Annotated in this window: 18 protein-coding genes; 12 read left to right on the forward strand and 6 right to left on the reverse strand. The window is 73.0% G+C overall.

The window, feature by feature from the left end; all coding sequences use genetic code 11:
• Window positions 1-91: 91 nt before the first annotated feature.
• A complete protein-coding gene (locus ACZ4FV_RS30660; RefSeq protein ID WP_465323790.1) occupies window positions 92-1,498 on the forward strand; it encodes an aminotransferase class V-fold PLP-dependent enzyme in 1,407 nt (468 codons plus the stop codon).
• 410 nt (window positions 1,499-1,908) lie between these two features.
• Here the strand turns inward: ACZ4FV_RS30660 and ACZ4FV_RS30665 are convergent, their stop codons facing one another.
• A complete protein-coding gene (locus ACZ4FV_RS30665; protein ID WP_020552991.1) occupies window positions 1,909-2,187 on the reverse strand; it encodes an Lrp/AsnC ligand binding domain-containing protein in 279 nt (92 codons plus the stop codon).
• 86 nt (window positions 2,188-2,273) lie between these two features.
• Window positions 2,274-2,912, reverse strand: a complete 639-nt coding sequence (locus ACZ4FV_RS30670) for an exonuclease domain-containing protein (RefSeq protein ID WP_395862323.1) — start codon at window positions 2,910-2,912, stop codon at window positions 2,274-2,276.
• A 255-nt stretch (window positions 2,913-3,167) separates the two neighbouring features.
• On the opposite strand from ACZ4FV_RS30670, the gene ACZ4FV_RS30675 reads away from it, so the two are divergent.
• The 6 genes from ACZ4FV_RS30675 to ACZ4FV_RS30700 all read left to right on the forward strand — a co-directional run bounded on the left by ACZ4FV_RS30675 (window position 3,168) and on the right by ACZ4FV_RS30700 (window position 9,663).
• Window positions 3,168-3,404 carry a hypothetical protein gene (locus tag ACZ4FV_RS30675; RefSeq protein ID WP_020552989.1) on the forward strand — a complete coding sequence of 79 codons (237 nt, stop codon included), beginning with the start codon at window positions 3,168-3,170 and terminating at the stop codon, window positions 3,402-3,404.
• Window positions 3,405-3,568: 164 nt separating this feature from the next.
• A complete protein-coding gene (locus tag ACZ4FV_RS30680) occupies window positions 3,569-5,242 on the forward strand; it encodes an NYN domain-containing protein (protein ID WP_402231805.1) in 1,674 nt (557 codons plus the stop codon).
• A gap of 87 nt (window positions 5,243-5,329) precedes the next feature.
• Window positions 5,330-5,653 (forward strand): hypothetical protein, encoded by a 324-nt coding sequence (locus ACZ4FV_RS30685; RefSeq protein ID WP_465323791.1) that lies wholly within the window; start codon window positions 5,330-5,332, stop codon window positions 5,651-5,653.
• A 166-nt stretch (window positions 5,654-5,819) separates the two neighbouring features.
• Window positions 5,820-6,899, forward strand: coding sequence for a C40 family peptidase (locus tag ACZ4FV_RS30690; protein WP_465323792.1), 1,080 nt, complete (start codon window positions 5,820-5,822; stop codon window positions 6,897-6,899).
• A 90-nt stretch (window positions 6,900-6,989) separates the two neighbouring features.
• Window positions 6,990-8,378 (forward strand): hypothetical protein, encoded by a 1,389-nt coding sequence (locus ACZ4FV_RS30695; RefSeq protein ID WP_465323793.1) that lies wholly within the window; start codon window positions 6,990-6,992, stop codon window positions 8,376-8,378.
• Window positions 8,379-8,394: 16 nt separating this feature from the next.
• Window positions 8,395-9,663 (forward strand): M48 family metallopeptidase, encoded by a 1,269-nt coding sequence (locus ACZ4FV_RS30700; RefSeq protein ID WP_395862791.1) that lies wholly within the window; start codon window positions 8,395-8,397, stop codon window positions 9,661-9,663.
• A 59-nt stretch (window positions 9,664-9,722) separates the two neighbouring features.
• Here the strand turns inward: ACZ4FV_RS30700 and ACZ4FV_RS30705 are convergent, their stop codons facing one another.
• From ACZ4FV_RS30705 to ACZ4FV_RS30715, 3 genes are all read right to left on the reverse strand, one after another.
• The gene (locus ACZ4FV_RS30705) at window positions 9,723-10,907 is read right to left on the reverse strand and encodes an ArsA family ATPase (RefSeq protein ID WP_465323794.1); all 1,185 of its coding nucleotides are present in this window, start codon (window positions 10,905-10,907) and stop codon (window positions 9,723-9,725) included.
• A 7-nt stretch (window positions 10,908-10,914) separates the two neighbouring features.
• The gene (locus ACZ4FV_RS30710; protein ID WP_395862333.1) at window positions 10,915-11,349 is read right to left on the reverse strand and encodes an SRPBCC family protein; all 435 of its coding nucleotides are present in this window, start codon (window positions 11,347-11,349) and stop codon (window positions 10,915-10,917) included.
• A 126-nt stretch (window positions 11,350-11,475) separates the two neighbouring features.
• Complete coding sequence (locus ACZ4FV_RS30715) at window positions 11,476-12,243, reverse strand: metallophosphoesterase family protein (RefSeq protein ID WP_395862334.1); 768 nt, start codon at window positions 12,241-12,243, stop codon at window positions 11,476-11,478.
• A gap of 449 nt (window positions 12,244-12,692) precedes the next feature.
• Here ACZ4FV_RS30715 and ACZ4FV_RS30720 point away from each other — a divergent pair, with 449 nt between their 5' ends.
• Window positions 12,693-14,498 carry an AMP-dependent synthetase/ligase gene (locus ACZ4FV_RS30720; RefSeq protein WP_395862336.1) on the forward strand — a complete coding sequence of 602 codons (1,806 nt, stop codon included), beginning with the start codon at window positions 12,693-12,695 and terminating at the stop codon, window positions 14,496-14,498.
• 95 nt (window positions 14,499-14,593) lie between these two features.
• Here ACZ4FV_RS30720 and ACZ4FV_RS30725 read toward each other — a convergent pair whose 3' ends face one another.
• Window positions 14,594-15,742, reverse strand: a complete 1,149-nt coding sequence (locus ACZ4FV_RS30725) for a glycosyltransferase family 4 protein (RefSeq protein WP_402231793.1) — start codon at window positions 15,740-15,742, stop codon at window positions 14,594-14,596.
• Window positions 15,743-16,015: 273 nt separating this feature from the next.
• Between ACZ4FV_RS30725 and ACZ4FV_RS30730 the strand changes: the two genes are divergently transcribed.
• The 4 genes from ACZ4FV_RS30730 (at window position 16,016) to ACZ4FV_RS30745 (ending at window position 19,897) form a co-directional block, all read left to right on the forward strand.
• Complete coding sequence (locus ACZ4FV_RS30730) at window positions 16,016-17,284, forward strand: glycosyltransferase 87 family protein (RefSeq protein WP_465323795.1); 1,269 nt, start codon at window positions 16,016-16,018, stop codon at window positions 17,282-17,284.
• Window positions 17,285-17,495: 211 nt separating this feature from the next.
• Window positions 17,496-17,951, forward strand: a complete 456-nt coding sequence (locus ACZ4FV_RS30735) for a DUF5304 family protein (RefSeq protein ID WP_465323796.1) — start codon at window positions 17,496-17,498, stop codon at window positions 17,949-17,951.
• 165 nt (window positions 17,952-18,116) lie between these two features.
• The gene (locus ACZ4FV_RS30740; RefSeq protein ID WP_395862344.1) at window positions 18,117-19,055 is read left to right on the forward strand and encodes an ROK family glucokinase; all 939 of its coding nucleotides are present in this window, start codon (window positions 18,117-18,119) and stop codon (window positions 19,053-19,055) included.
• A 131-nt stretch (window positions 19,056-19,186) separates the two neighbouring features.
• Window positions 19,187-19,897, forward strand: coding sequence for an endonuclease/exonuclease/phosphatase family protein (locus ACZ4FV_RS30745; RefSeq protein WP_465323797.1), 711 nt, complete (start codon window positions 19,187-19,189; stop codon window positions 19,895-19,897).
• The last annotated feature ends 47 nt before the right edge of the window (window positions 19,898-19,944 follow it).

Here is a 19,944-nt window from a genome sequence, read left to right on the forward strand (position 1 = left end):
ACCACATTTCACCAGCGGATCACCCGGTGCGTTTCAATGTCGATTCAGCGACATTCGCCTCGGTGTTCCGTGCCTGCCGAGGAGTTTCGCCATGACCGTCGACACCGCTTCCGCCTCCGCCTCCTCCGCCGCCTTCGACTGTGACGTCGCGATCGCCGCGCCGCTGCCCGTGGTCGGGCGGGACGTGCTCGTTCCGCTGGTGACCGGTGGCGAGGTCGAGTACGCCGCGCTCGACTACGGGGCGAGTGCGCCGTGTCTTCAGCGGGTGTGGGACGACGTGTCCACATACCTGCCCTACTACGGCAGCGTGCACCGCGGTGCCGGCTACCTGTCCCAGTTGTCCACCGACCTGTACGAGCAGAGCCGGGCCACGGTCGCGAGCTTCCTGGGGCTGCGGGCCGACGACACACTGCTGTTCACCCGCGGGACCACCGACTCGCTCAACCTGCTCGCGTCGGTACTGCCGCGCGGCACGCGGGTGTTCGTCTTCGAGACCGAGCACCACGCCGCGCTGCTGCCGTGGCGCCGGCACGCCGGGGTGACCCAGTTGGCCGCGCCGTCCTCGCCGGCGCAGGCCGTCGCGACGCTGGAGGCGGCGCTCGCCGGGTCCGGCGACGGGCCCCGACTGGTGTGCGTGACCGGTGCCTCGAACGTGACCGGTGAGCTCTTCCCGGTCGCCGAACTGGCCGAGGTCGCGCACCGGCACGGCGCGCGGATCGTGCTGGACGCCGCGCAACTGGCGCCGCACCACCCGGTGTCGGTGGCCGACCTGGACGTGGACTGGATCGCGCTGTCGGCGCACAAGCTGTACGCGCCGTTCGGCTCCGGCGTGTTGGCCGGGCGGGGCGACTGGCTGGACGCGGCCGAGCCGTACCTGGCCGGTGGCGGGGCGAGCAAGGCGGTCAGTCGGGACCACGTGGAGTGGCAGCGCGGTGCGGCCCGGCACGAGGCGGGATCGCCGAATGTGATCGGCGCCTACGCGTTGGCGTCCGCGTGTCGGGCGATCACCGAGGCGGGGCCGGCGGCGCTGGTCGCCCGCGAGGAGGCGCTGCTCGCGCGCCTTCGGGCGCAGCTGGCGCAGATTCCGGCGGTGCGGACGCTGGAGCTGTTCGGGCCGGAGTCGGCCCGGGTGGGGGTGCTCTCGTTCGTGGTCGAGGGGTGGAACAGCTCGCGGTTCGCGGCGGTGTTGTCGGCGGAGTACGGGATCGGTGTGCGGGACGGGCTGTTCTGCGCTCATCCGCTGGTGCGGCACCTGTTGGGCGGGCGGGCCGACCAGCCGAGCGAGTGCGGGTCTCCGGACGCGCCCGAGGGTGAGCAGAACCTCAACGCGATCCGGGTCAGCTTCGGCTTGGGCACGCCCGTCGAGCACCTGGACCGCTTTGCGGGGGCGGTGCGGGAGATCGTGGAGCGTGGGGCGTTGTGGAGCTACACGGTCGATGGGGGGCGGTGCGTTCCGGACGCGGACCCGCGCTCTGTGCGGCAATTGCCTGCGGCGTAGGGGGTTTTGGCCTCGCCGGCCGGGCGTCCTCAAGCGCCGGACGGGCTGGGGTGGCCCCTGCCGGGGGTGTCCTCAAGCGCCGGACGGGCTGGATTGGTGTTGTTGGGCGGTGGGGCTGGGGTGTTGATTGCGCCCGGGCCCGGGGGATGGCGGCCCTGCCGGGGGTGTCCTCAAGCGCCGGACGGGCTGGATCGGTGTTGTTGGGCGGTGGGGCTGCGGTTTTGGGTGCGCCGGGGTGGGTGTCCTCGAGCGCCGGGTGGGCTGGGTTTGGTGTTGTTGGGCGGTGGGGCTGCGGTTTCGGGTGCGCCGGGTGGGCTGGAATCGGCCCGGGGTGGGGTGGCCTTGCCGGGGGTGGGTTCGAGTGTTGGGCGGGGTGGGTCCGGGCGCTTTGGGGGCGCCCGGACCGGGGGTTATTCCAGGCCGATGGCGAAGGCGGCTTCGAGGTCGTGTTGGGAGTAGGTGCGGAAGGCGATGTGGGTGGTGGTGGCCTCCACGCCGGGGACCTTGTTGAGGTGGCCGGGGATGACGTCGGCCAGGTCGTCGTGGGCGCGGACGCGCACCATGGCGATCAGGTCGAATTCTCCGGTGACCGAGTAGACCTCGCTCACGCCCTCGATCGCGGCGATCGCCTCCGCGATTTCCGGGGTCTGGTCCACACGCGTCTTGACCTGCACGATCGCGGTGATCACGGGTAGTCCTCCGGCTCTCGACGACAAGGTGCCCGAGCTTAGTCGGCGCACGTGCGCCGGGGAGTGTCGGTGGCGAGACCGCGGCTTCACCCGATCGGAGTGGTTTGCTCCGGCCACACCCTGGGTGCGGCCGGCCGGCCCAGGGTGAGCAGGTCGGACAGCTCGTGCCGGCCGCTCGCGTGCATCCGGCCGATGAAGGCGCGCAGGACGTGCGCGGTCGCCCGGGCGTCGGCGAGCGCTCGGTGGGTCGGGTCGGTGGGCGCCTCGAAGTACCGCGCGAGCGTGCCCAGACGCATGTTCGGCACCGTCCCCGGCGGCAGCAACGCGCGGGCCAGCGCGAGCGTGTCCACGACCCGCAGATCGGGCCACGGCGCGTCGCAGGCGAGGCTCGCCGCACGCAGAAAGCCCACGTCGAAGGGGGCGTTGTGGGCGACCAGGATGGCGTCCTCGGCGAACCGGGTGAACGCCGGCAACACCAGCCGCAGCGGTGGCGCGTCGGCCACCAGATCGTCGGATATCCCGGTCAGGTCCGTGATGAACTCCGGGATCGGTACGCCGGGCGCGACCAGGGTCGCGAACTCGCCCAGACGGTCCGATCCGCGCAGGCGTACGGCGGCGATCTCGGTGATCCGCGCCTCCTGCGGATCCAGGCCGGTCGTCTCCAGATCGACGACCGTGAACACCTGGCGCTCCACCTCGTCACGAATCGCTCGGGACCCGGGCATGGTTCGCAACTCGTGGCCCGGGGCGATACTGTCCGGCGGGCGGGAACGCCGCGGCCGGTCGGCCGCCGGCAAGCCCTGATTCGCCGAACCTCGTGACCGGCAATCCCGGTGCGCGGTGCTGCTCATGTACCGGACGGTACGTTTCCGGCCCGACACGGCCGCGCCCAGGTACCTCTCGCCGCCCGGCATCATGGGTGTACGCGGGCCGCTCGCGGACCGGCAGACGCTCGCAGACCAGACAGGAAGGGAACACGCATGTCGATCCAGGCCCCCACCGAGGACACCCGGTGGCGTTGCTCGCTGTGCGGCAACCTGACCCGGTTCGACGTGACGCGGACCACCAAGGCGGTCGAGTTCACCCACCTCGACCTCGCGGGCGTCGCCCGGGTCGAGGAGCGCGAGATCGTTTCCGACGAGATCGAGTCGGTGCGCTGCCGCTGGTGCAACGCGACCGACTCCGTCGAGCTGGTGGCGCGACCCGACGCGAGCTGAGTGCCGAGACCGTGCGGCGACAATGGGACTGTGCATCGTTTCGGCATCGGGGCGGCCCGGCGCGGCCGTCCCCGCTCCGGAACACGCCATGATCAAGGCGTCGGCGTCCCGGCAACGGTGACGCGGGGAGGGGCCTCAAGGGAACGGGAAGGACCGGAGGAGCAGTGAGCGGACCGGATACCCGCGCGGACGAGGTCACGCCTGCGCACGCCGCCGAGGCCGCCGAGGCGGTGCCGGCCGCCGAGCCCGACCTCGACGCGCAACCCCGGGCCGAGGCGGAGACCGACCCGGTGTCCGTCGACTCCGAGGCCGCCCCGGAGGCACCCGTCGACCACGCGGTCGATCCGGAGCCGCACGGGCCCGCCGCCCCTGCGGCCCACGCGCATCCGGCCGGGCCGGCGAGCGCCGAGGCCGATCCGAACCCCACCGCCGAACCCCGTGTCGCCGCCGGCGCGGATGCCGACGCCTGCGCCGAACCCGGTGCCGTCGGGGCCGACCCGGAGCGGGGTGATCCGCAGGTCGTCGAGCCCGAGGTGTTGTCCGGGCCGTTGCCCGAGGCGGTCCGGGTGCGGGTGATCTCGGTGGCCGCGGACGCGCTCGGCACGATGACCGCGGACGAGGTGCCCGGACCGCTGCGCCGGTTCGCCCGGTTCACCCACCAGCGCCGGGCCAAGTTCGCCGCGACGCCGCTGGCCGCCGCGCTGGAGAACGACCCGGTGTTCCGGCAGCGCATAGCGGAGCGCTTTCGCAAGGGCCTGCCGGAGATCTCCGAGGCGCTCGAGGCCGGCAAGGTGCCCGCCGCGGCCGACCCGCTCGACGTGGCCGCCGCCGCGTACCTGCTGCGCCCGCGCGGCTGGGTCCGACTGATCGAGACCGCCGGCGACGCGGCCAAGGAGGCCGCCGCCGATCGCGCCGAGGCCGAGGCCGCCGAGACGTTGTCCCGCCTCGAGCACGAGGTCGGCGTACTGCGCGCGGCATCCAAGACCGAGCACGAACGGCTGCGCGCGGAGCTGGAGACCGCCCGCAAGGAGGCCGACCACCTGCGCCGCCAGGTCCGCGGCCTCCAGGGCAGCGCCAAGCACGAGGAGAAGGAGGCCCGTCGGGCCCGCTCCGAGCTGGACGCCGTGCGGGTCGAGGCGCAGGCTGCGGTCGCCGCCGCGGAGAAGGAGGCGCGCCGCCTGCGCGGTCGCGTCGCCGAGGTCGAATCGGCCCTGGAGGCCAGCCGTCGGGCGGCCCGCGAGGGACGCAGCATGGAGGACACCCGGGTCCGGCTGCTCCTGGACACCGTGCTGGAGGCCGCCCAGGGGCTGCGCCGCGAGCTCGCGCTGCCGCCGGTGGGCATCCGGCCCGCCGACATGGTGGACGCGGTGGTGCCGGGCGCGTCCGGGATAAAGGACATCGCGCAGCGCGCGCTGGAGGGCGACGACCCGGCGCTGCTCGACCAATTGCTCGCGCTGCCGCAGGCGCACCTGGTGATCGACGGCTACAACGTGACCAAGACCGGCTATCCCACGCTCGCGCTGAACAAGCAGCGCGACCGGCTGGTCGGCGGCTTGACCGGGCTCGCCGCGCAGACCGGCTGCGAGGTGACGTGCGTGTTCGACGGCGCGCAGTTGGACGCGCCGGTGCTGCTGGCCCCCGCACGCGGGGTGCGGGTGATGTTCAGCAAGCCGGGCGAGACGGCCGACGAGCTGATTCGCCGGCTGGTCCGGGCCGAGCCGCCGGGCCGCCCGGTCGTGGTGGTTTCCACCGACCGCGAGGTGGCCGAGGGCGTGCGCAAGGCCGGGGCCCGCCCGGTGCCCTCCACGATGCTGCTGCGCCGGCTCACCCGCGGCTGACCCCTGGCGCCCGGGCGCCGTTCGCACCGCGTGTCGGTGCCGCTCCCTACCGTTGACGAGGAAAGTCGACGAAAGGGGAGAAGCCACATGCGCATCGCCTGTCGTACGCACCGCGGCCGAGGGCGCGCCGGCGCCGGTTGCGCGATTCCGGCCTCGATCGGGCCGGCGTTGATCAGCGTTCGTTCGATCGATTCCGGTATATCGTCCGAATTATCATTTATTTCGCAATACGCCGACTCCGGGGAGTACGGCGAGCACGCCGATCAGCTCGACTACGCCGAGTTGGACGAGGAAACCCTCACCGCGCTGCGGTTGTTCGCGGCCGAGGGGATGCTCGCGGCGGCCGGCGCGCAACTGCGCGACAACGGCGAGATGCCGAGCGTCCGTCGATCGGTCGAGCGCGAAAGGTGACCGTCGGGTGACCTTTTTCGGAGAATTGGCGAAGAGCGACACGGAATTCGCCGATTGATTTGAAGTGATCATGTTTGGGTCACTAAGGTCGCCGGTCGAGCGCCCGAGCACTCGACCGTCCGGCCCGGACGGCGGGTAGCCGGGCTCGGAGAAGGAGCCCACCTCCGTGGCGTCCCATCGCAGGCCGAGGGCCGGCAAGACCCGGGTCACCGTGTTGACCGCCACCGCCGTCACGGCGGTCGCGTTCGCGTCGAACGTTTCGTACGCCGACCCGGCGCCCTCCCAGGAGCAGGTGCGGCAGCGGATCGGCGAGCTGTACCACCAGGCCGAGGCGACCACCGAGGAGTACAACGGCCTCGCCGAGCGGCAGGAGCGGTTGCGCGAGCAGGTGGCTCGCGCGCAGGGCCGGATCGCCGACGCGCAGGCCGAGCTGGTGGTCCTCCAGGGCGACCTGGGCTCGATGGCGGCGGCGCGGTACCGCGGCGGCGGCGTGGATCCCACGCTCGCGCTGCTGATGTCCGAGAACCCGGACGAGTACCTGTCCCGGGCGTCCGCCCTGGATCGGCTCGCCGAGCGGCAGCAAGCCGCGGTCGTCCGTGCCCGGTCCACCCGGCGCACGCTGGACCAGGAGCGTCGCGAGGCCGCCGACACGCTCGCCGCGCTGGAGGCTGGTCGCAGGGATCTCGCGGCCAAGCGGGCCGACGTCGAGAGCAAATTGACCCGGGCCCGGGAACTGCTGAACACGCTCGACGCGTCGGATCGGGCCCGGTTCCTGGCTGCCGACGGGCCGGCCGAGGGGTCCGCGGGCGCGTTCGCCGATGGCACCGATCCGAACCGCGCCTCGCGCGACGAGGCCCGGACGGGGTCGGCGCGGGATGCCCGGACGGCCCCGCTCGACGGCCGTGCGGCGATCGCGGTGGCCGCCGCGACGAGGGCGCTGGGCAAGCCGTACGTCTGGGGCGCCGGCGGCCCCGACTCGTTCGACTGCTCCGGGCTGACCGGCTGGGCGTGGCGGCAGGCCGGCGTCGTGCTGCCGCGCACGTCGCAGGCGCAGGCCGGCGCGGGCCGCGCGGTCCCGATCGCCGAGATCCGGCCCGGCGACCTGGTCGTCTACTTCGGCGGATACACCCACGTGGGCGTCTACGTCGGCGCCGGGCGGATCATCCACGCCCCCAAGCCCGGGACGAACGTGCGCTACGCGCCGCTGAGGTCGATGCCGATCGCCAAGGTCGTTCGCCCCGCCTGACCGCCCCCGGCCCGTCGGGGGACCACGTTCGTCGCAGGCCCGGTCCCGGCGCGGACCGGGCGCCGGTCGCGCCCACGTTACGATCGACCGGTGGATGACCCGAATCGGGCCGCGCGCCGGATCCGCAGCCTGCTGCCGGTCCTGATCGTGGTGTGTGCGCTCGCCCAGCTCGGGGCCGTCCTCGGGGTCACCCGGTTCATCGCGGACACGGTGACCGATGCGCCTCCGGGCGTCCACTCCGGGGCCTCGAAAACCCCCGGCCGGACCACCGCGGACGGCGACGAACAGCACGCGAACGCGCGCCGGATAGCGATCGGGGCGCTGCTGGAGCGGCGTTCGGGCGCGGTCCTGTCCCGCGATCGCGAGGCGTTCACGAGCACCCTGGACCCGCAGAGCGCCGAGTTCCGGCAGTCCCAGATCGGCGTCTTCGACAACATCGCCGAGGTGCCGTTCGCCGGCTGGGAGTACGAGGTCGTCACCCCCGACGCGTTCGAGCTCTCCGCCGGGCGCGAGAGCGCGCTGGGCGCCCCGGTGCTCACCGCGCACGTCGACCTCCTCTACCGGATCACCGGACACGACGTGACTCCCGTGCGGGTGCCGCAATACCTGACCTTCGTGCTGCGCGCGGGCACGTGGTACCTCGCGGCCGACACCGACGGCGCCGGGGCCGGGATGCGTGCTCCCGCCCAGGTGTGGGACCTGGGCCCGGTCACCGTCGTGCAGGGCACGCACAGCACCGTGCTCGGGATCGGTACGCGCGACGTGATGCGCGAGTTCGCCGACATCGCGGACCAGGCGGTACCCCGGGTCAGCGCGGTCTGGGGGGAGTCCTGGCCCGGGCGCACGGTCGTCGTGGTGCCCGGCACCCAGGTGCAGATGGCCCGGCTGCTGGGCGCCGAACCGGGCAAGTACGCCAGGATCGCGGCGGTGACCACCGGTGAGCGCGGCGCGGCGGCGGACGCGGCGGCCGCCGACCGGGTGATCGTCAATCCGGACGCGTTCCGCGAGTTGGGCGACCTGGAGCGCCGGGTGGTGATGACGCACGAGATCACCCACGTGGCGAGCCGCGCGTTCACCCGGGCCTGGACGCCGACCTGGCTCTCCGAGGGCTTCGCGGACTACGTCGGCTACCTCGACTCGGCGCAGACGATGCGCACGGCGGCTCCCGAACTGCGCCGCGACGTCAAGGCGGGCAAGGTGCCCGAGCGGCTGCCGGCCGACGCGAGCTTCGAGACCACGCAGGAGGACCTGCCCCAGGCGTACGAGATGGGCTGGCTGGCGTGCAAACTGATCGCGGAGCGGTGGGGCCAGGCCAAGCTGGTCGACCTGTACCGTACGGTCGGCGCCGAACGGCCGCCCGGGGTCGACGCGCCCGACTCGGTCTCGGCGCTCGCGTCGGCGATGGTGTCCGTCCTGGGCACCAACCCCGACTCCTTCACCAGGACCTGGCTCGACTACCTGCGGACGCAGGCCGGATGACGGGGGCGTGGCGGGCATGTCGGTCCAGCGGTTGTTGCTGATCTGCCTGGTGTGCACGGGCGTGCTGCTGCTGGTGGCGGTCGTGGTGACCACGCCGTGGCGCCCGCTGGCCGAGCCGCCCGGCGGCTTCACCCACCCGGACGCGGCCCGGGACTTCACCGCCGCCGAGATCGCCCGGGGTCGTTCGCTGGCCCGGGCCGCGCGCCCGCCCGCCTACCTGTCCATGGCGTTGTCGCTGGTGGTCTCCCTCGTGCTCGGGCTCACCCCCGCCGGCGCGCGGATCATCGAGGCGGTCGCCCGCCCGCTCGGCGGCGGATGGGTGTGGCGGATCCTGCTCGGCGGCCTGGCGCTGGCCCTGATCGGCCGGCTGGCGACGCTGCCGTTCGCGGCGCGCCTGGAGGTGGTCCGGCGACGGTACGGCCTGTCCGTGCAGTCGTGGGGGAGCTGGTGGCTGGACCTGGCCAAGGGCTTCGCGATGTCCACCGGCCTGTTGCTGGTGGTCGTGCTCGGGCTGTACGCGCTGATCCGCGCGCTGCCCCGGGCCGGCTGGCTGCTCGCGGCGGGCGCCGGCGCGCTGCTGGTGGTGGCGATCTCGTTCCTGTACCCGCTGGTGGTGGAACCGGCGTTCAACAAGTTCCACTCGATGCCGGACGGGGAGTTGCGCACGTCGCTGATGCAACTGGCGGAGCGGGACGGGGTGCCGGTACGCGACGTCCTGGTCGCGGACGCGTCGCGGCGGACCACCGCGCTCAACGCGTACGTGTCCGGATTCGGCTCGACCCGGCGGATCGTGGTCTACGACACGACCGTGCGGGACGCGGATCCGCGCGAGGTGGAGCTGATCGCCGCGCACGAGCTGGGGCACGCCAAGCGCAACGACGTGCTGCACGGCACGCTGATCGGCGCGGCGGCGCTCGCGGCGGGCGTCTGCGCGCTGGGCCTGCTGATGACGTGCGCGCCGCTGCTGCGCCGGGCGGGCGCGGACGAAGCGGGCGATCCGCGCTCGCTGGCCCTGCTGCTCGCGGCGGTCGCCGTGATCGGCACACTGGCCGGCCCCGGCGAGATGTTGATCAGCCGCCGCCTGGAGGCGCGCGCCGACGTGCACGCGCTCGACCTGACCCGCGACCCGGCGGCCTTCATCCGGATGCAACACAGCCTGGCGGTGGCCAACCGCTCCAACGTCACCCCGAACCCGATCCTGCAGTTCCTGTTCGCCTCACACCCGTCCGCTCCCGAGCGCATCGCGCTCGCGCGCGACTGGGAGCGGCTGCACGGCAAGGGGTAGGTCGGACGCGGCCGGCCCGGGATCCGCGTCGATCACCGGCGTCGGCGTCCTCGTCGCCGTTACGTCGACGAGCGCATCCACACCGCCGGGTCCGGGACGAAGCGCACGCGCAGCATGCCGTCCCGCAGCCCCGCGCCCTCGATGACACAACGTCGCAGCGCCGAGGGGAGCTTGATCAGGCGACGGTTCGGGCCCACCGTGATCACCAGTTCGTCGCCGCGCCGCAGCAGGTCCAGGTCGTCGCGATCGGTGCCCGGCAGCGGCAGCAGCAGCGACAGCCGCTCGCCGTCGCGCTCGATCAGGTGCTCGTCCTCGGCCGGGCCGCCCGGCCGCACCGGGCCGAAGTGAGCCGCCACGTCCGCGAGTTCGGCGGCGCCCAGCGGCTCGGCGGTCAGCGTCGGGATCTGCGCCAACGGCACCCGCGGGAACAGCGCGCACAGCGCGTCCACCGTCTCCCGGGCCACCTCGGCCCGCGAACGCACCGCCGGATCGGGCGAGTCGGCGGCGCCCACCCCGTTCACGATCACGTCCTCGATCCGGTGCCCGTACAGCGCGAGCGCCGAGGCGGCCCGCCGCGCCGCCGCCAGCGCGACCGTCCCGGGTCGCAGCACCACACGCACCGTGGTCGTCGGCGCGGCCACCAGCGAGCGCAGCACCGCCAATTCGGCGGTGACCCGCCGGGCCGTGTCGTAGACCCAGTCCTCGGGCATCGGCACACCGGCGACCGCCGCCAGCACCGGCCGCAACGCCCGGGCCGCCTGCCGCTCCACCGGAAGCAGGCGGTCCAGGTAGCGCGCCAGCCCCTCCGGCAGCGCCAGCGCCGGCACCGCGCGCTCGACGGCCGGTAGGTCGACCACGATCAGCTCGTGGCGCCGCGCGCTCACCGCCCGCGCGAGCACCCGCAACGCCAGCACATCGCCGGCCCCGGGCAGCACGGTGATCTCCTCGGGATCCAGCGGATCCACCCCGACCACCGCGAGCGCCGCGCCCAACTGGCCCTGGACCAGCAGGAACTCGCGCTCGAACTCGGCCCGCGCGCCGACTCGCTGCACGGTCAGGTCCGGCAGCACGTCGGACGCGTCGGTACCCACCGGCACGTCCAGGACCGCGTCCATGTCCCGGGTGCCGTCGGCGGCGAGCAGCAGCGTGCGTCGCCCGGCCCGTGCCGAGGCGACCGCCGTCGCCGCCGCGACGGTCGTGCGTCCGGCTCCCGGCAGGCCGGTGACCAACAGGACCCGCGTCACCGCCGGGTCAGCTCTCGACGCGCTTCTTGAGCCCGGTCAGGGCGCGATCGATGATGACCTTCTCCGCCTTGCGCTTGAGCATGCCCAGCATCGGGATCTTGACGTCCACGGTCAGTTCGTAGGTGACGTCGGTGCCGCCGCTGATCGGGCGCAGCGCGTAGCGACCGTCGAGCGCCTTGAGCATCTGGCTGGTCACCAGGGTCCAGCGCACTTCGCGGTCTTCGTCCCACGTGTAACCGAGCACGTGTTCGTCGCTGATCACGCCCGCGTCGAGCTTGAAGCGCACGCGCACCGCGCGCCCGCTCGCCTCGTCGATCTCGAGGACCTCGGTCTCCTTGACCTCGCCGGTCCACTCGGGATAGCCCTCGAACCCCGCGATGACGGCCATGACCTCGGCCGGCGTGGCGTCGATCGTGATGGTCGAGCTGGTCCGTTCAGCCATCGTGAGGAGTCCTCCGGAAGCTCGCGTAGCCGTTGTGGCTGTCCCGGACAAACATCACCGGATGCTTGGGTACAGCCGATCCGCTCGAAGGCTATCGTGCCCGACCTGCGCGTACGCGGCACCGGCTCACCAGGTGAGGACGTACGGTTTCCCGGTGGCCTGGAAATGCCCCACGTTGACGCATTCGGTACGCCCGATTCGCATCCGCGCCCGCAGCGGCTGGTGCACGTGACCGAACAGCACCAGATCCGGCCCGGTCTCGTGGATGGCCCGCAGCACCGCCTCGCTGCCGCGTTCGAACCGGCGCGCGACCACGTCGTAGGTCAGGTCCGGGACCGCGGGCGGGATGTGGCAGCACAACACGTCGACCCGGCCGACCGCGGCGACCTTGGCCGCGTACTCCTCGTCGGAGATCTCGTACGGCGTGTGCATCGGGGTGCGCAGCCCGCCGCCGACGAAGCCGAAGGTGCGACCGCCGATCTCGACCACCTGGCCGTCCAGCACGGTCACACCCTCACGCGCGTAGTCCGGCCACAGGTCGGGCACGTCGACGTTGCCGTAGGTCACGTACGTGGGCGTCGGGAAGGCCGCGAACAGCGCGGCGTACTGCCGGCGCACCGCCTCCTCGATCGCCGCGCGGGCCCCACCCGGCACGCCCGCCCACAGTGCCCCGGAGAACTCCCGGGCCTCGGTGAACCGGCGGGCGTTGCGCAGCGCGAGCAGCCTGCGGGTGTTCTCCACACCGAACAGGTCGGTGAAGATGCCCCGGTCCAGATCGTGGTAGTCGAGGAAGAGCACCAGGTCGCCCAGGCACACCAGGGCGTCGGCGCCGTCGCCCGCGTGGGCGAGTGCCTCGGCAGCGCCGTGGACGTCGCTCACCACGTGGACCCGCATGTCGGTCACTGTACTGACGGGCCGGAACCGAAACCGACGGCGCGGTGGGGTTGCCTCCGTCACACCCGCCCTCGGCGACGAATCGATACTCTCGACATGCACGACCGAATCGGGACGGATGGGCCCCGGGCGCCCGCACGGGATCCGAGTCGATCCGGGCGTGGGCTTGTCCGTGGCGTGAGACGGGGCACAGGATCATCGGGACCTCTGTCCCCCGGACCTACTTGCCAGTAACGTCTGCCCCCGTCGACGAAACGGGCAAGAGCCACCAACGAGCCGCACCGACGAGACCCGAAGAGACCCAGCGCAGAGACGGACCGGCGACGGACCGCGGAAACGGACCGCGGACGGACCGGCGAGCCACCGGCGAGTACGACCCGCCGGCGACACAGACAACGGCAAACGGCAGCGCCGAACCCCCGGCGCCGAGACCGCAACGAGGAGCATCAGTGCGCGAGTGCAGCGTCCCGGCCCTGGCCGAGGTTCCCGCCGAGGGCAACCTGACCGACCTCATCAAGCGCAACGCCGCGGAGGCACCGGATGCCGCGGCGCTCGCCCGCAAGGTGGGCGGACGCTGGACCGACGTGACCTCGACCCGGTTCCTGGCCGAGGTGTACGAAGTCGCCAAGGGCCTGATCGCGGCGGGCATCGAGCCCGGCGACCGGATCGGCCTGATGTCGCGGACACGCTACGAGTGGACGCTGATCGACTTCGCCATCTGGTGCGCGGGCGCGATCTCGGTCCCGATCTACGAGACCTCCTCGGCCGAACAGCTCGAGTGGATCCTGTCCGACTCGGGCGCGCGTGCGGTGATCGTGGAGAACACGGCGCACGAGGGCGCGGTCGAGCGGGCACGCGAGCGGTTGCCCGAGCTCAAGCACGTATGGCGGATCGACGAGGGCGACGGCGAGGCCGCGGTGGCCGCGCTCACCGCCGGCGGGCGCGACGTGGCCGACGCCGTGGTCGAGGAGCGCAGCGCGACGCTGCGGGCCGACTCGGTCGCGACCATCATCTACACCTCCGGGACCACCGGGCGGCCCAAGGGCTGCATCCTCACGCACGGCAACTTTCAGGCCGAGCTGGGCAACGTGGTCGCGCTGCTCGAACAACTCTTCATTCCGGAGAAGTCGAGCTGCCTGCTGTTCCTGCCGCTCGCGCACGTGCTCGGCCGGATCCTGGAGATCGGCTGCGTGATGGCACGCGTGCGGGTCGGGCACTGTCCGGACGTCAAGGAGCTGACCACGGAACTCGCGTCCTTCCGGCCGACCTTCGTGCTCGCGGTGCCCCGCGTGTTCGAGAAGGTCTACAACTCGGCCTCGGCCAAGGCGCAGGCCGACGGCAAGGGCAAGATCTTCGACATGGCCGCCGAGACGGCGATCGCCTACAGCGAGGGCATGGACGCGGCGAGCATCAGCCTGGGCCTCAAGCTCAAGCACAAGGTGTTCGACAAGCTGGTCTACGGCAAGCTGCGCGCGGCGCTGGGCGGCCAGGCCACCCACGCGATCTCCGGCGGCGCACCCCTGGGCACCCGCCTCGGGCACTTCTTCCGCGGCATCGGCTTCACCGTCCTGGAGGGCTACGGCCTGACCGAGACGTGCGCCGCGCACACGGTCAACCCGGCGGTCGGGATCCGGATCGGCTCGGTCGGCCGGCCGGTGCCCGGTTCGGCGGTACGGATCGCCGAGGACGGCGAGATCCTGGCCAAGGGCCCGAACGTGTTCACCGGCTACTGGAAGAACGAGGCGGCCACCGCCGACGCGTTCGAGGGCGACTGGTTCCGCACCGGGGACATCGGCGTGCTCGACGACGACGGCTTCCTGACCGTGACCGGACGCAAGAAGGAGATCCTGGTCACCGCGGGCGGCAAGAACATCGCGCCGGCCGTGATCGAGGACCGCATCCGCGCGCACCCGCTGATCAGCGAGTGCATGGTGGTCGGCGACCGCCGCCCGTTCGTCGGCGCGCTGATCACCATCGACCCGGAGGCCTTCCCGACCTGGAAGGAGCAGCACGGCAAGCCCGCCGACGCGACGGTCGCCGACCTCGCCGAGGACCCGGACCTGCTGGCCGCCGTCCAGGACGCGATCGACGAGGGCAACAAGGCCGTCTCGCGGGCCGAGGGCGTGCGCAGGTTCCGCGTGCTGACCATCAACTTCACCGAGGAGAGCGGCCATGTGACGCCGTCCCTCAAGCTCAAGCGCAACCTCGTGCTGCGGGACTTCGAGCAGGACATCGAGAAGATCTACGAGGGCTGAGCCCCGAGCCTGTCGACGTCGTCGGCAGGCGCTCGCGACAGCGGAGGCGGGTGGTCCGGGGTTCCTTGGGCCACCCGCCTTCGACGTGTCCCGGCTCAGCCCGCCCGGTCCGGGTCCAGCAGCCCGCGCAGCCGCCCCGACAGCAGGTCCCAGCGCCATTCCCGCTCGACCCAGCGCCGTCCCGCCGCGCCCATCCGGGCCGCCTTCGCCGGGTCGGCCAGCAGGCCCGCCACCTTGTCGGCGACCGCGGCGGGCGAGCGGCCGTTCACCACGTAACCGGTCTCGCCGTCCAGGACCGCGTCCGGGGCGCCGCCCGAGTCGCCCGCGACCACCGGCCGACCCACCGCGGACGCCTCCAGGTAGACGATGCCCAGGCCCTCGACGTCCAGCCCCTTGCGCCGGGTCCGGCACGGCATCGCGAACACGTCGCCGGCCTCGTGGTGCGCGGGCAACTCGGCCCACGGCACCGCGCCGGTGAACACCACCGAGTCGCGTACGCCGACCTCGTCGACCATCGCCTCCAGCCGGTCCCGGTACGGCCCGGCGCCCACGATCAGCAGTGCCGCGTCCGGCACCCGGCGCCGGATCCGGGGCAGCGCCTGGATCAGTACGTCCTGGCCCTTGCGCGGGACCAGCCGGGACACGCACACCACCACGCGACGATCGCTCAGCCCGTGCCGGGCCCGCACCTCGGCCCCGCCGACGTCGGGGCGAAAGACCTTCTCGTCCACGCCGGGCGGCAGTTGCACCATCCGGGCGGCCGCAGCCGGGGTGAGCGCGGGCGCGATCCTGCCGCGCGTGTACTCGCCCAGGAAGGTGACCGTGTCCACCCCCTCGCCGATCCGCCGCAACAATTGCCGCGCGCCCGGGAGCACCGCCCAGCCGGCCTCGTGCCCGTGTGTGGTGGCCACCAGGCGCTCGACGCCGACCGCGCGCAGCCGGGGCGCCATCAGGCCCAGCGGTGCCGCCGCGCCGAACCACGCGGTGTCGCAGCCCTCGGCGCGGGCGATCTCGCGGGCTCGGCGGACCGCACCGGGAGTGGGCACCAGCATCGGAGTGCGGTCGCGCACGATCGGGAAGGGCTGCTCCGCGTCGAACGCGGCCATCTCCGCCCGGTCCTTCCACGACGACGTGTAGACCACGACGCCGTCCGCCGGCAGCCGCAGGGCCATGGAGTGCACGAAGGACTGGATGCCGCCGGGGCGCGGCGGGAAGTCGTTGGTGACGATCAAGGTCTTCATCACGAACGAGGATCCCAGACCGGGGAATCCTTGCCGCGGACCGCACGAACGAGGATCCCGGGTCGTTCGAACCGAGCGCCGCGGATCGCCCGATCGAGGCTTGGGACGACACGCTCGGGGCTCCGAGACGGCACGCTCGAGGGTCCGGGACGGCATGGCCGGGGCGCCCCGACCGCGACGCGCGGATCCGGCCGCGTCGCCGATCCGCCCGGATCGACCCGGGCGCCTCGATACGATCCGACGGTGAGCCCTCCACAGTCACACCGTGTCCGGAACGTGTTTCGGAGCCCGTCGGGTGTCCTGTGGACCATCGCGCTCGTCTGGGCGGCGACCCGAGTCCTGTTGCTGCTGACCGCGATGGACGTGCTGCCCAACCCGTGGCCGTTCGTGACCGGCGACGCGCGGGCCATCTACCGCGAGTGGTTCCACGTGCTGCGCTCGGGGACCTTCCCGGTGGACGACGTGCGCTGGCAGTACCCGCCGGGCGCGGCGGGGGTGCTGCTGCTGCCCGGAGTGTTGCCGTTCGACTACGCGACGTCGGTCTACCTGCTGATGCTCGCCGCCGACGCGGTGGTGTTGTGGCTGCTGGCTCGGACGATCCCGCGCGGCGGCTCGCCGTACGGCGCGGCCCTGTGGGTGCTGGCGGTGCCGCTGCTGGGGCCGATAGTCCTGGCTCGCTACGACCTCGCGGTGACCGCGCCGACGGTGGCCGCGCTGCTGCTGATCGGCGGGCGGCGCACGGACCGCAACCGGCTCGCGGGCCTGCTCGCGGGCGTCGCGGCCGCGATCAAGGTATGGCCGGTGCTGATCTTCGTCGGACTGCGCGGGCGGGGCCCGATGGCCCGGGTGTACGGCTGGACCCTGCTCGGCGGCGCGGCCGTGGTGCTCGGTTTCGCCGCCGCGCTGCCCGGCGCCTTCGCGTTCCTGGGCTACCAGCGCGAACGCGGCATCGAAGTCGAGTCGGTGTTCGCCATGCCCTTCCACATCGCGGCCCGGCTGGGCTGGAGCGGCCGGGTCCAGGAGAGCTACGGCTCGCTGGAGTTCCACGGCCCGTACGTCTCGGCGGTGGGCCGACTCAGCCTGGTCGCCACCGTGCTCGGCTTCGGCTGGCTGCTGCTGTGGCGGGTCCAGGCCCGCCGGTTCACCGACACGACGGCGTGCGACGCGGCGCTGTGCGCGCTGCTGATCTTCGTGGTGACCAGCCGGGTGATCAGCCCGCAGTACCTGGTGTGGCTGATCGGCCTGGCGGCGGTGTGCCTGGTGCGGCGGGACACCACGCAGCGTCCGACGGCCGTACTGCTGCTCTGTGCGATGCCGTTGACCATGCTCGAATTCCCGATCTGGTTCGGCGAGTTGCTCGGTTCCCAGCCGCACGCGGTGCTGGCCCTGGGACTGCGCAACGCACTGCTGATGGCGGCGACGGTGGTGTCGGGACGGCGGTTGTGGCGGGCCGGTCGGACCGTCGAGGACGCGGTCGTGGCCCGGGCGCCGGATCCGGCCGCGACGGTCGGTGCCGGCCGGCGGCCGGCGGAGAGCCCGGTCTAGGCAGGCTGGGTACGGGGGAGCCGTCGCCATCCCGAGGCTCGTTTCCCGGGCTCGATTCCGGGGCTCGATGCGAGGGCTCGATTCCGGGGCTCGATTTCGTGCCTCGCGAGGGTGCGCGGGTTCGGCGACGGCCTCGTCGGGTTCGTGGTCTCGGATCGTTCGCGCGGGGTTCTGTTCGCGTCGGGGTGCGCGAGCGCGGACAATGCGTCGGATGGACCGAGACGAGCGGGTGACGGGCAAGGGCGCGGCCGGCGACGGTGCGGACGCGTGGGCGGACAACACGGACCGGGTGCTGTCGGACGAGGCGGATGCCGGCTCCACCGACGAAGGGGCACACACGGAGCGTGACGGCGAGCGGGTCGATCCCTGGGCGCGGCTCGGGGAGGAGGCTCGCAGGCTCGCCGAATCGTTGAGCGGGGCCGACAAGGGGGACGAGGCGCCCGCCGCCCGGTTGGCGGAGGAGGCGCGCAGGTTGGCCGAGACGCTCGTGGAGCAGGCGGGCGCGGTACGCGAGCAGGTGGTGCGCAGGCATCCCGAGGTCGCCGCGCACCTGGCCGCGGCCGGATCCGAGCTGGCCTCCGCGTACCGGGCCTTCGTGGGCGACCGGGAGCGCCGGTGGGCCGCGCGGCCGGCGGAGACCGAGCGGATTCGGCTCGACGACGAATAACCGGCCCTGCGCGCCGGGCCGCGTCGCCGGCGCCGTCGTCCCCCGGTCGGCCGCCCGTTTCCGGGTATCCCCACGATGACCTGCGGGCGTACGGGTGGGGTGGACCCGGGGAAGGGACCAGTACGATCCGTTGCGGGCAATGCACGCGAACGAGCTTGGGACGACATGGGACTCACGATCGGTGTCGACATCGGTGGCACCAAAATCCTCGCGGGCGTGGTCGATGCCGACGGGGTGATCCTCGATCGGCTCAAGGTCGCGACCCCCAAGGACGCCGATGGCACCGCGCGGGTGATCGCCGAGGCGGTCAACACCCTGCGCCGGAACCACGTCGTGGAGGCGGTCGGGCTCGGCGCGGCAGGTTTCATCGGCGCGGACCGATCGACCGTGCTGTTCTCGGCCAATGTCGGCGCGTGGGTCGGCGAGCCGCTGCGCGACCGGATGGAGGCGCTGATCGGCCTCCCGGTCGTGGTGGAGAACGACGCCAACGCGGCCGCGTGGGGCGAGGTGCGCTTCGGCGCGGCCGCGGGCCACACCAACGTGATGTGTGTGACCGTCGGTACCGGCATCGGCGGCGCGATCGTATTCGGCGGCGAGTTGTACCGGGGCGGTGGCGGGATAGCGGGTGAGCCCGGACACATGCGGGTGGTCCCGAACGGCATCGCCTGCCCGTGCGGCAACTACGGCTGCTGGGAGCAGTACGCCAGCGGCAGCGCGCTGACCCGCTACGCCCGCGACCGCGCGGCCGGCATCCCCGAGGCGGCGGAGAAGCTGCTCGCGCTCGGGAACGGCACGCCCGCCGGGATCCAGGGCCCGCACGTCACCCAGGCCGCGCTGCTCGGCGACCCGGTCGCGCTGGCCGCCTTCCGCGAACTCGGCACCTGGTTGGGCCAGGGGCTGGCCGATCTGTCCGCCGTGCTGGACCCCGCCGCGTTCGTGATCGGCGGCGGCGTCTCCGACGCGGGCGACCTGCTGCTGGTCCCGGCCCTGGAGACCTATCGCAGCGTGCTGCGCCGGGGGCACCGGCTGGGTGCCGAGGTCGTGGTGGCCACGCTGGGCAGCGACGCGGGACTGGTCGGCGCGGCGGACCTGGCCCGTCGCTGACGGTTTCGCGACGACGCGCGATACCGGTGCCGCGCCGACGCGCGGACAATCGCCGCCCGACGAGCGGGCGGGCGCATGGCTGGTCGATCGTGGTTCGGGCCGGGCGGTCCGATCCGGGCAAGGGGGCTCCAGTGACTGTCGGTACCGGTGAGATCCGGGTCATGTCGTACAACGTGCGCTCGTTGCGCGACGATCGCGAGGCCCTCGTGCGGATCGTCCGACACTGCGCGCCCGACCTGCTCTGCGTCCAGGAGGCGCCCCGGTTCCTGCGCCGGCGGCACGCGGTGGCCCGATTCGCGCGCGAGTGCGGCCTGGTGGTGATCACCGGCGGCGGCACCGCGTCCGGTCTGCTGCTGCTCGGCGGCCTGCGGGTGAGCGTACGCCGGGCGAACGACGTGCTGTTGCCGCGGACGCCCGGGCTGCGTCAGCGTGGCATGGCCACCGCCGTGGTCGAGGTCGGCGGCGCCGAGTTCGCGGTGGCCAGTACACATCTGAGCCTGGACGCCGCCGAGCGGCTCGAACAGGCCGAACTGGTGCTTCGCCGGCTGGCCGGCCTCGGCGTCGAACACCGGGTGCTGGCCGGGGACTTCAACGAGTCGGCCGGCCGGCCGGCGTGGGACCGGCTGGCCGAGGAGTTGCAGGACGGCTACGCGACCGCGCCGAACGGCTCGGAGTTCACCTCGCCGCGCCGCGATCCCGGTCGCCGGGTGGACGGTGTGTTCGTGTCCAAGGGCATCGAGGTGCTCGGGTGCGGCGTCCCCGACGACGTCACGGACGCCGACTACACCGCGGCTTCCGACCACCGCCCGGTGCTGGCCGACCTGCGGGTGCCCACCGCCTGACAGCGGATCGGGCGGCGCGGGTGAACCGGGAGGCGGGCCGGGCGTTC

Source organism: Embleya sp. NPDC025285 (genome assembly GCF_055558835.1).

Excerpts from the sequence above, each read along its gene's own strand:
- ACZ4FV_RS30660 (WP_465323790.1), top strand. The coding sequence starts at position 92 with ATGACCGTCGACACCGCTTCCGCCTCCGCCTCCTCCGCCGCCTTCGAC.
- ACZ4FV_RS30670 (WP_395862323.1), bottom strand. The coding sequence starts at position 2,912 with ATGCCCGGGTCCCGAGCGATTCGTGACGAGGTGGAGCGCCAGGTGTTC.
- ACZ4FV_RS30675 (WP_020552989.1), top strand. The coding sequence starts at position 3,168 with ATGTCGATCCAGGCCCCCACCGAGGACACCCGGTGGCGTTGCTCGCTG.
- ACZ4FV_RS30685 (WP_465323791.1), top strand. The coding sequence starts at position 5,330 with ATGCGCATCGCCTGTCGTACGCACCGCGGCCGAGGGCGCGCCGGCGCC.
- ACZ4FV_RS30700 (WP_395862791.1), top strand. The coding sequence starts at position 8,395 with ATGTCGGTCCAGCGGTTGTTGCTGATCTGCCTGGTGTGCACGGGCGTG.
- ACZ4FV_RS30710 (WP_395862333.1), bottom strand. The coding sequence starts at position 11,349 with ATGGCTGAACGGACCAGCTCGACCATCACGATCGACGCCACGCCGGCC.
- ACZ4FV_RS30715 (WP_395862334.1), bottom strand. The coding sequence starts at position 12,243 with ATGCGGGTCCACGTGGTGAGCGACGTCCACGGCGCTGCCGAGGCACTC.
- ACZ4FV_RS30735 (WP_465323796.1), top strand. The coding sequence starts at position 17,496 with ATGGACCGAGACGAGCGGGTGACGGGCAAGGGCGCGGCCGGCGACGGT.
- ACZ4FV_RS30740 (WP_395862344.1), top strand. The coding sequence starts at position 18,117 with ATGGGACTCACGATCGGTGTCGACATCGGTGGCACCAAAATCCTCGCG.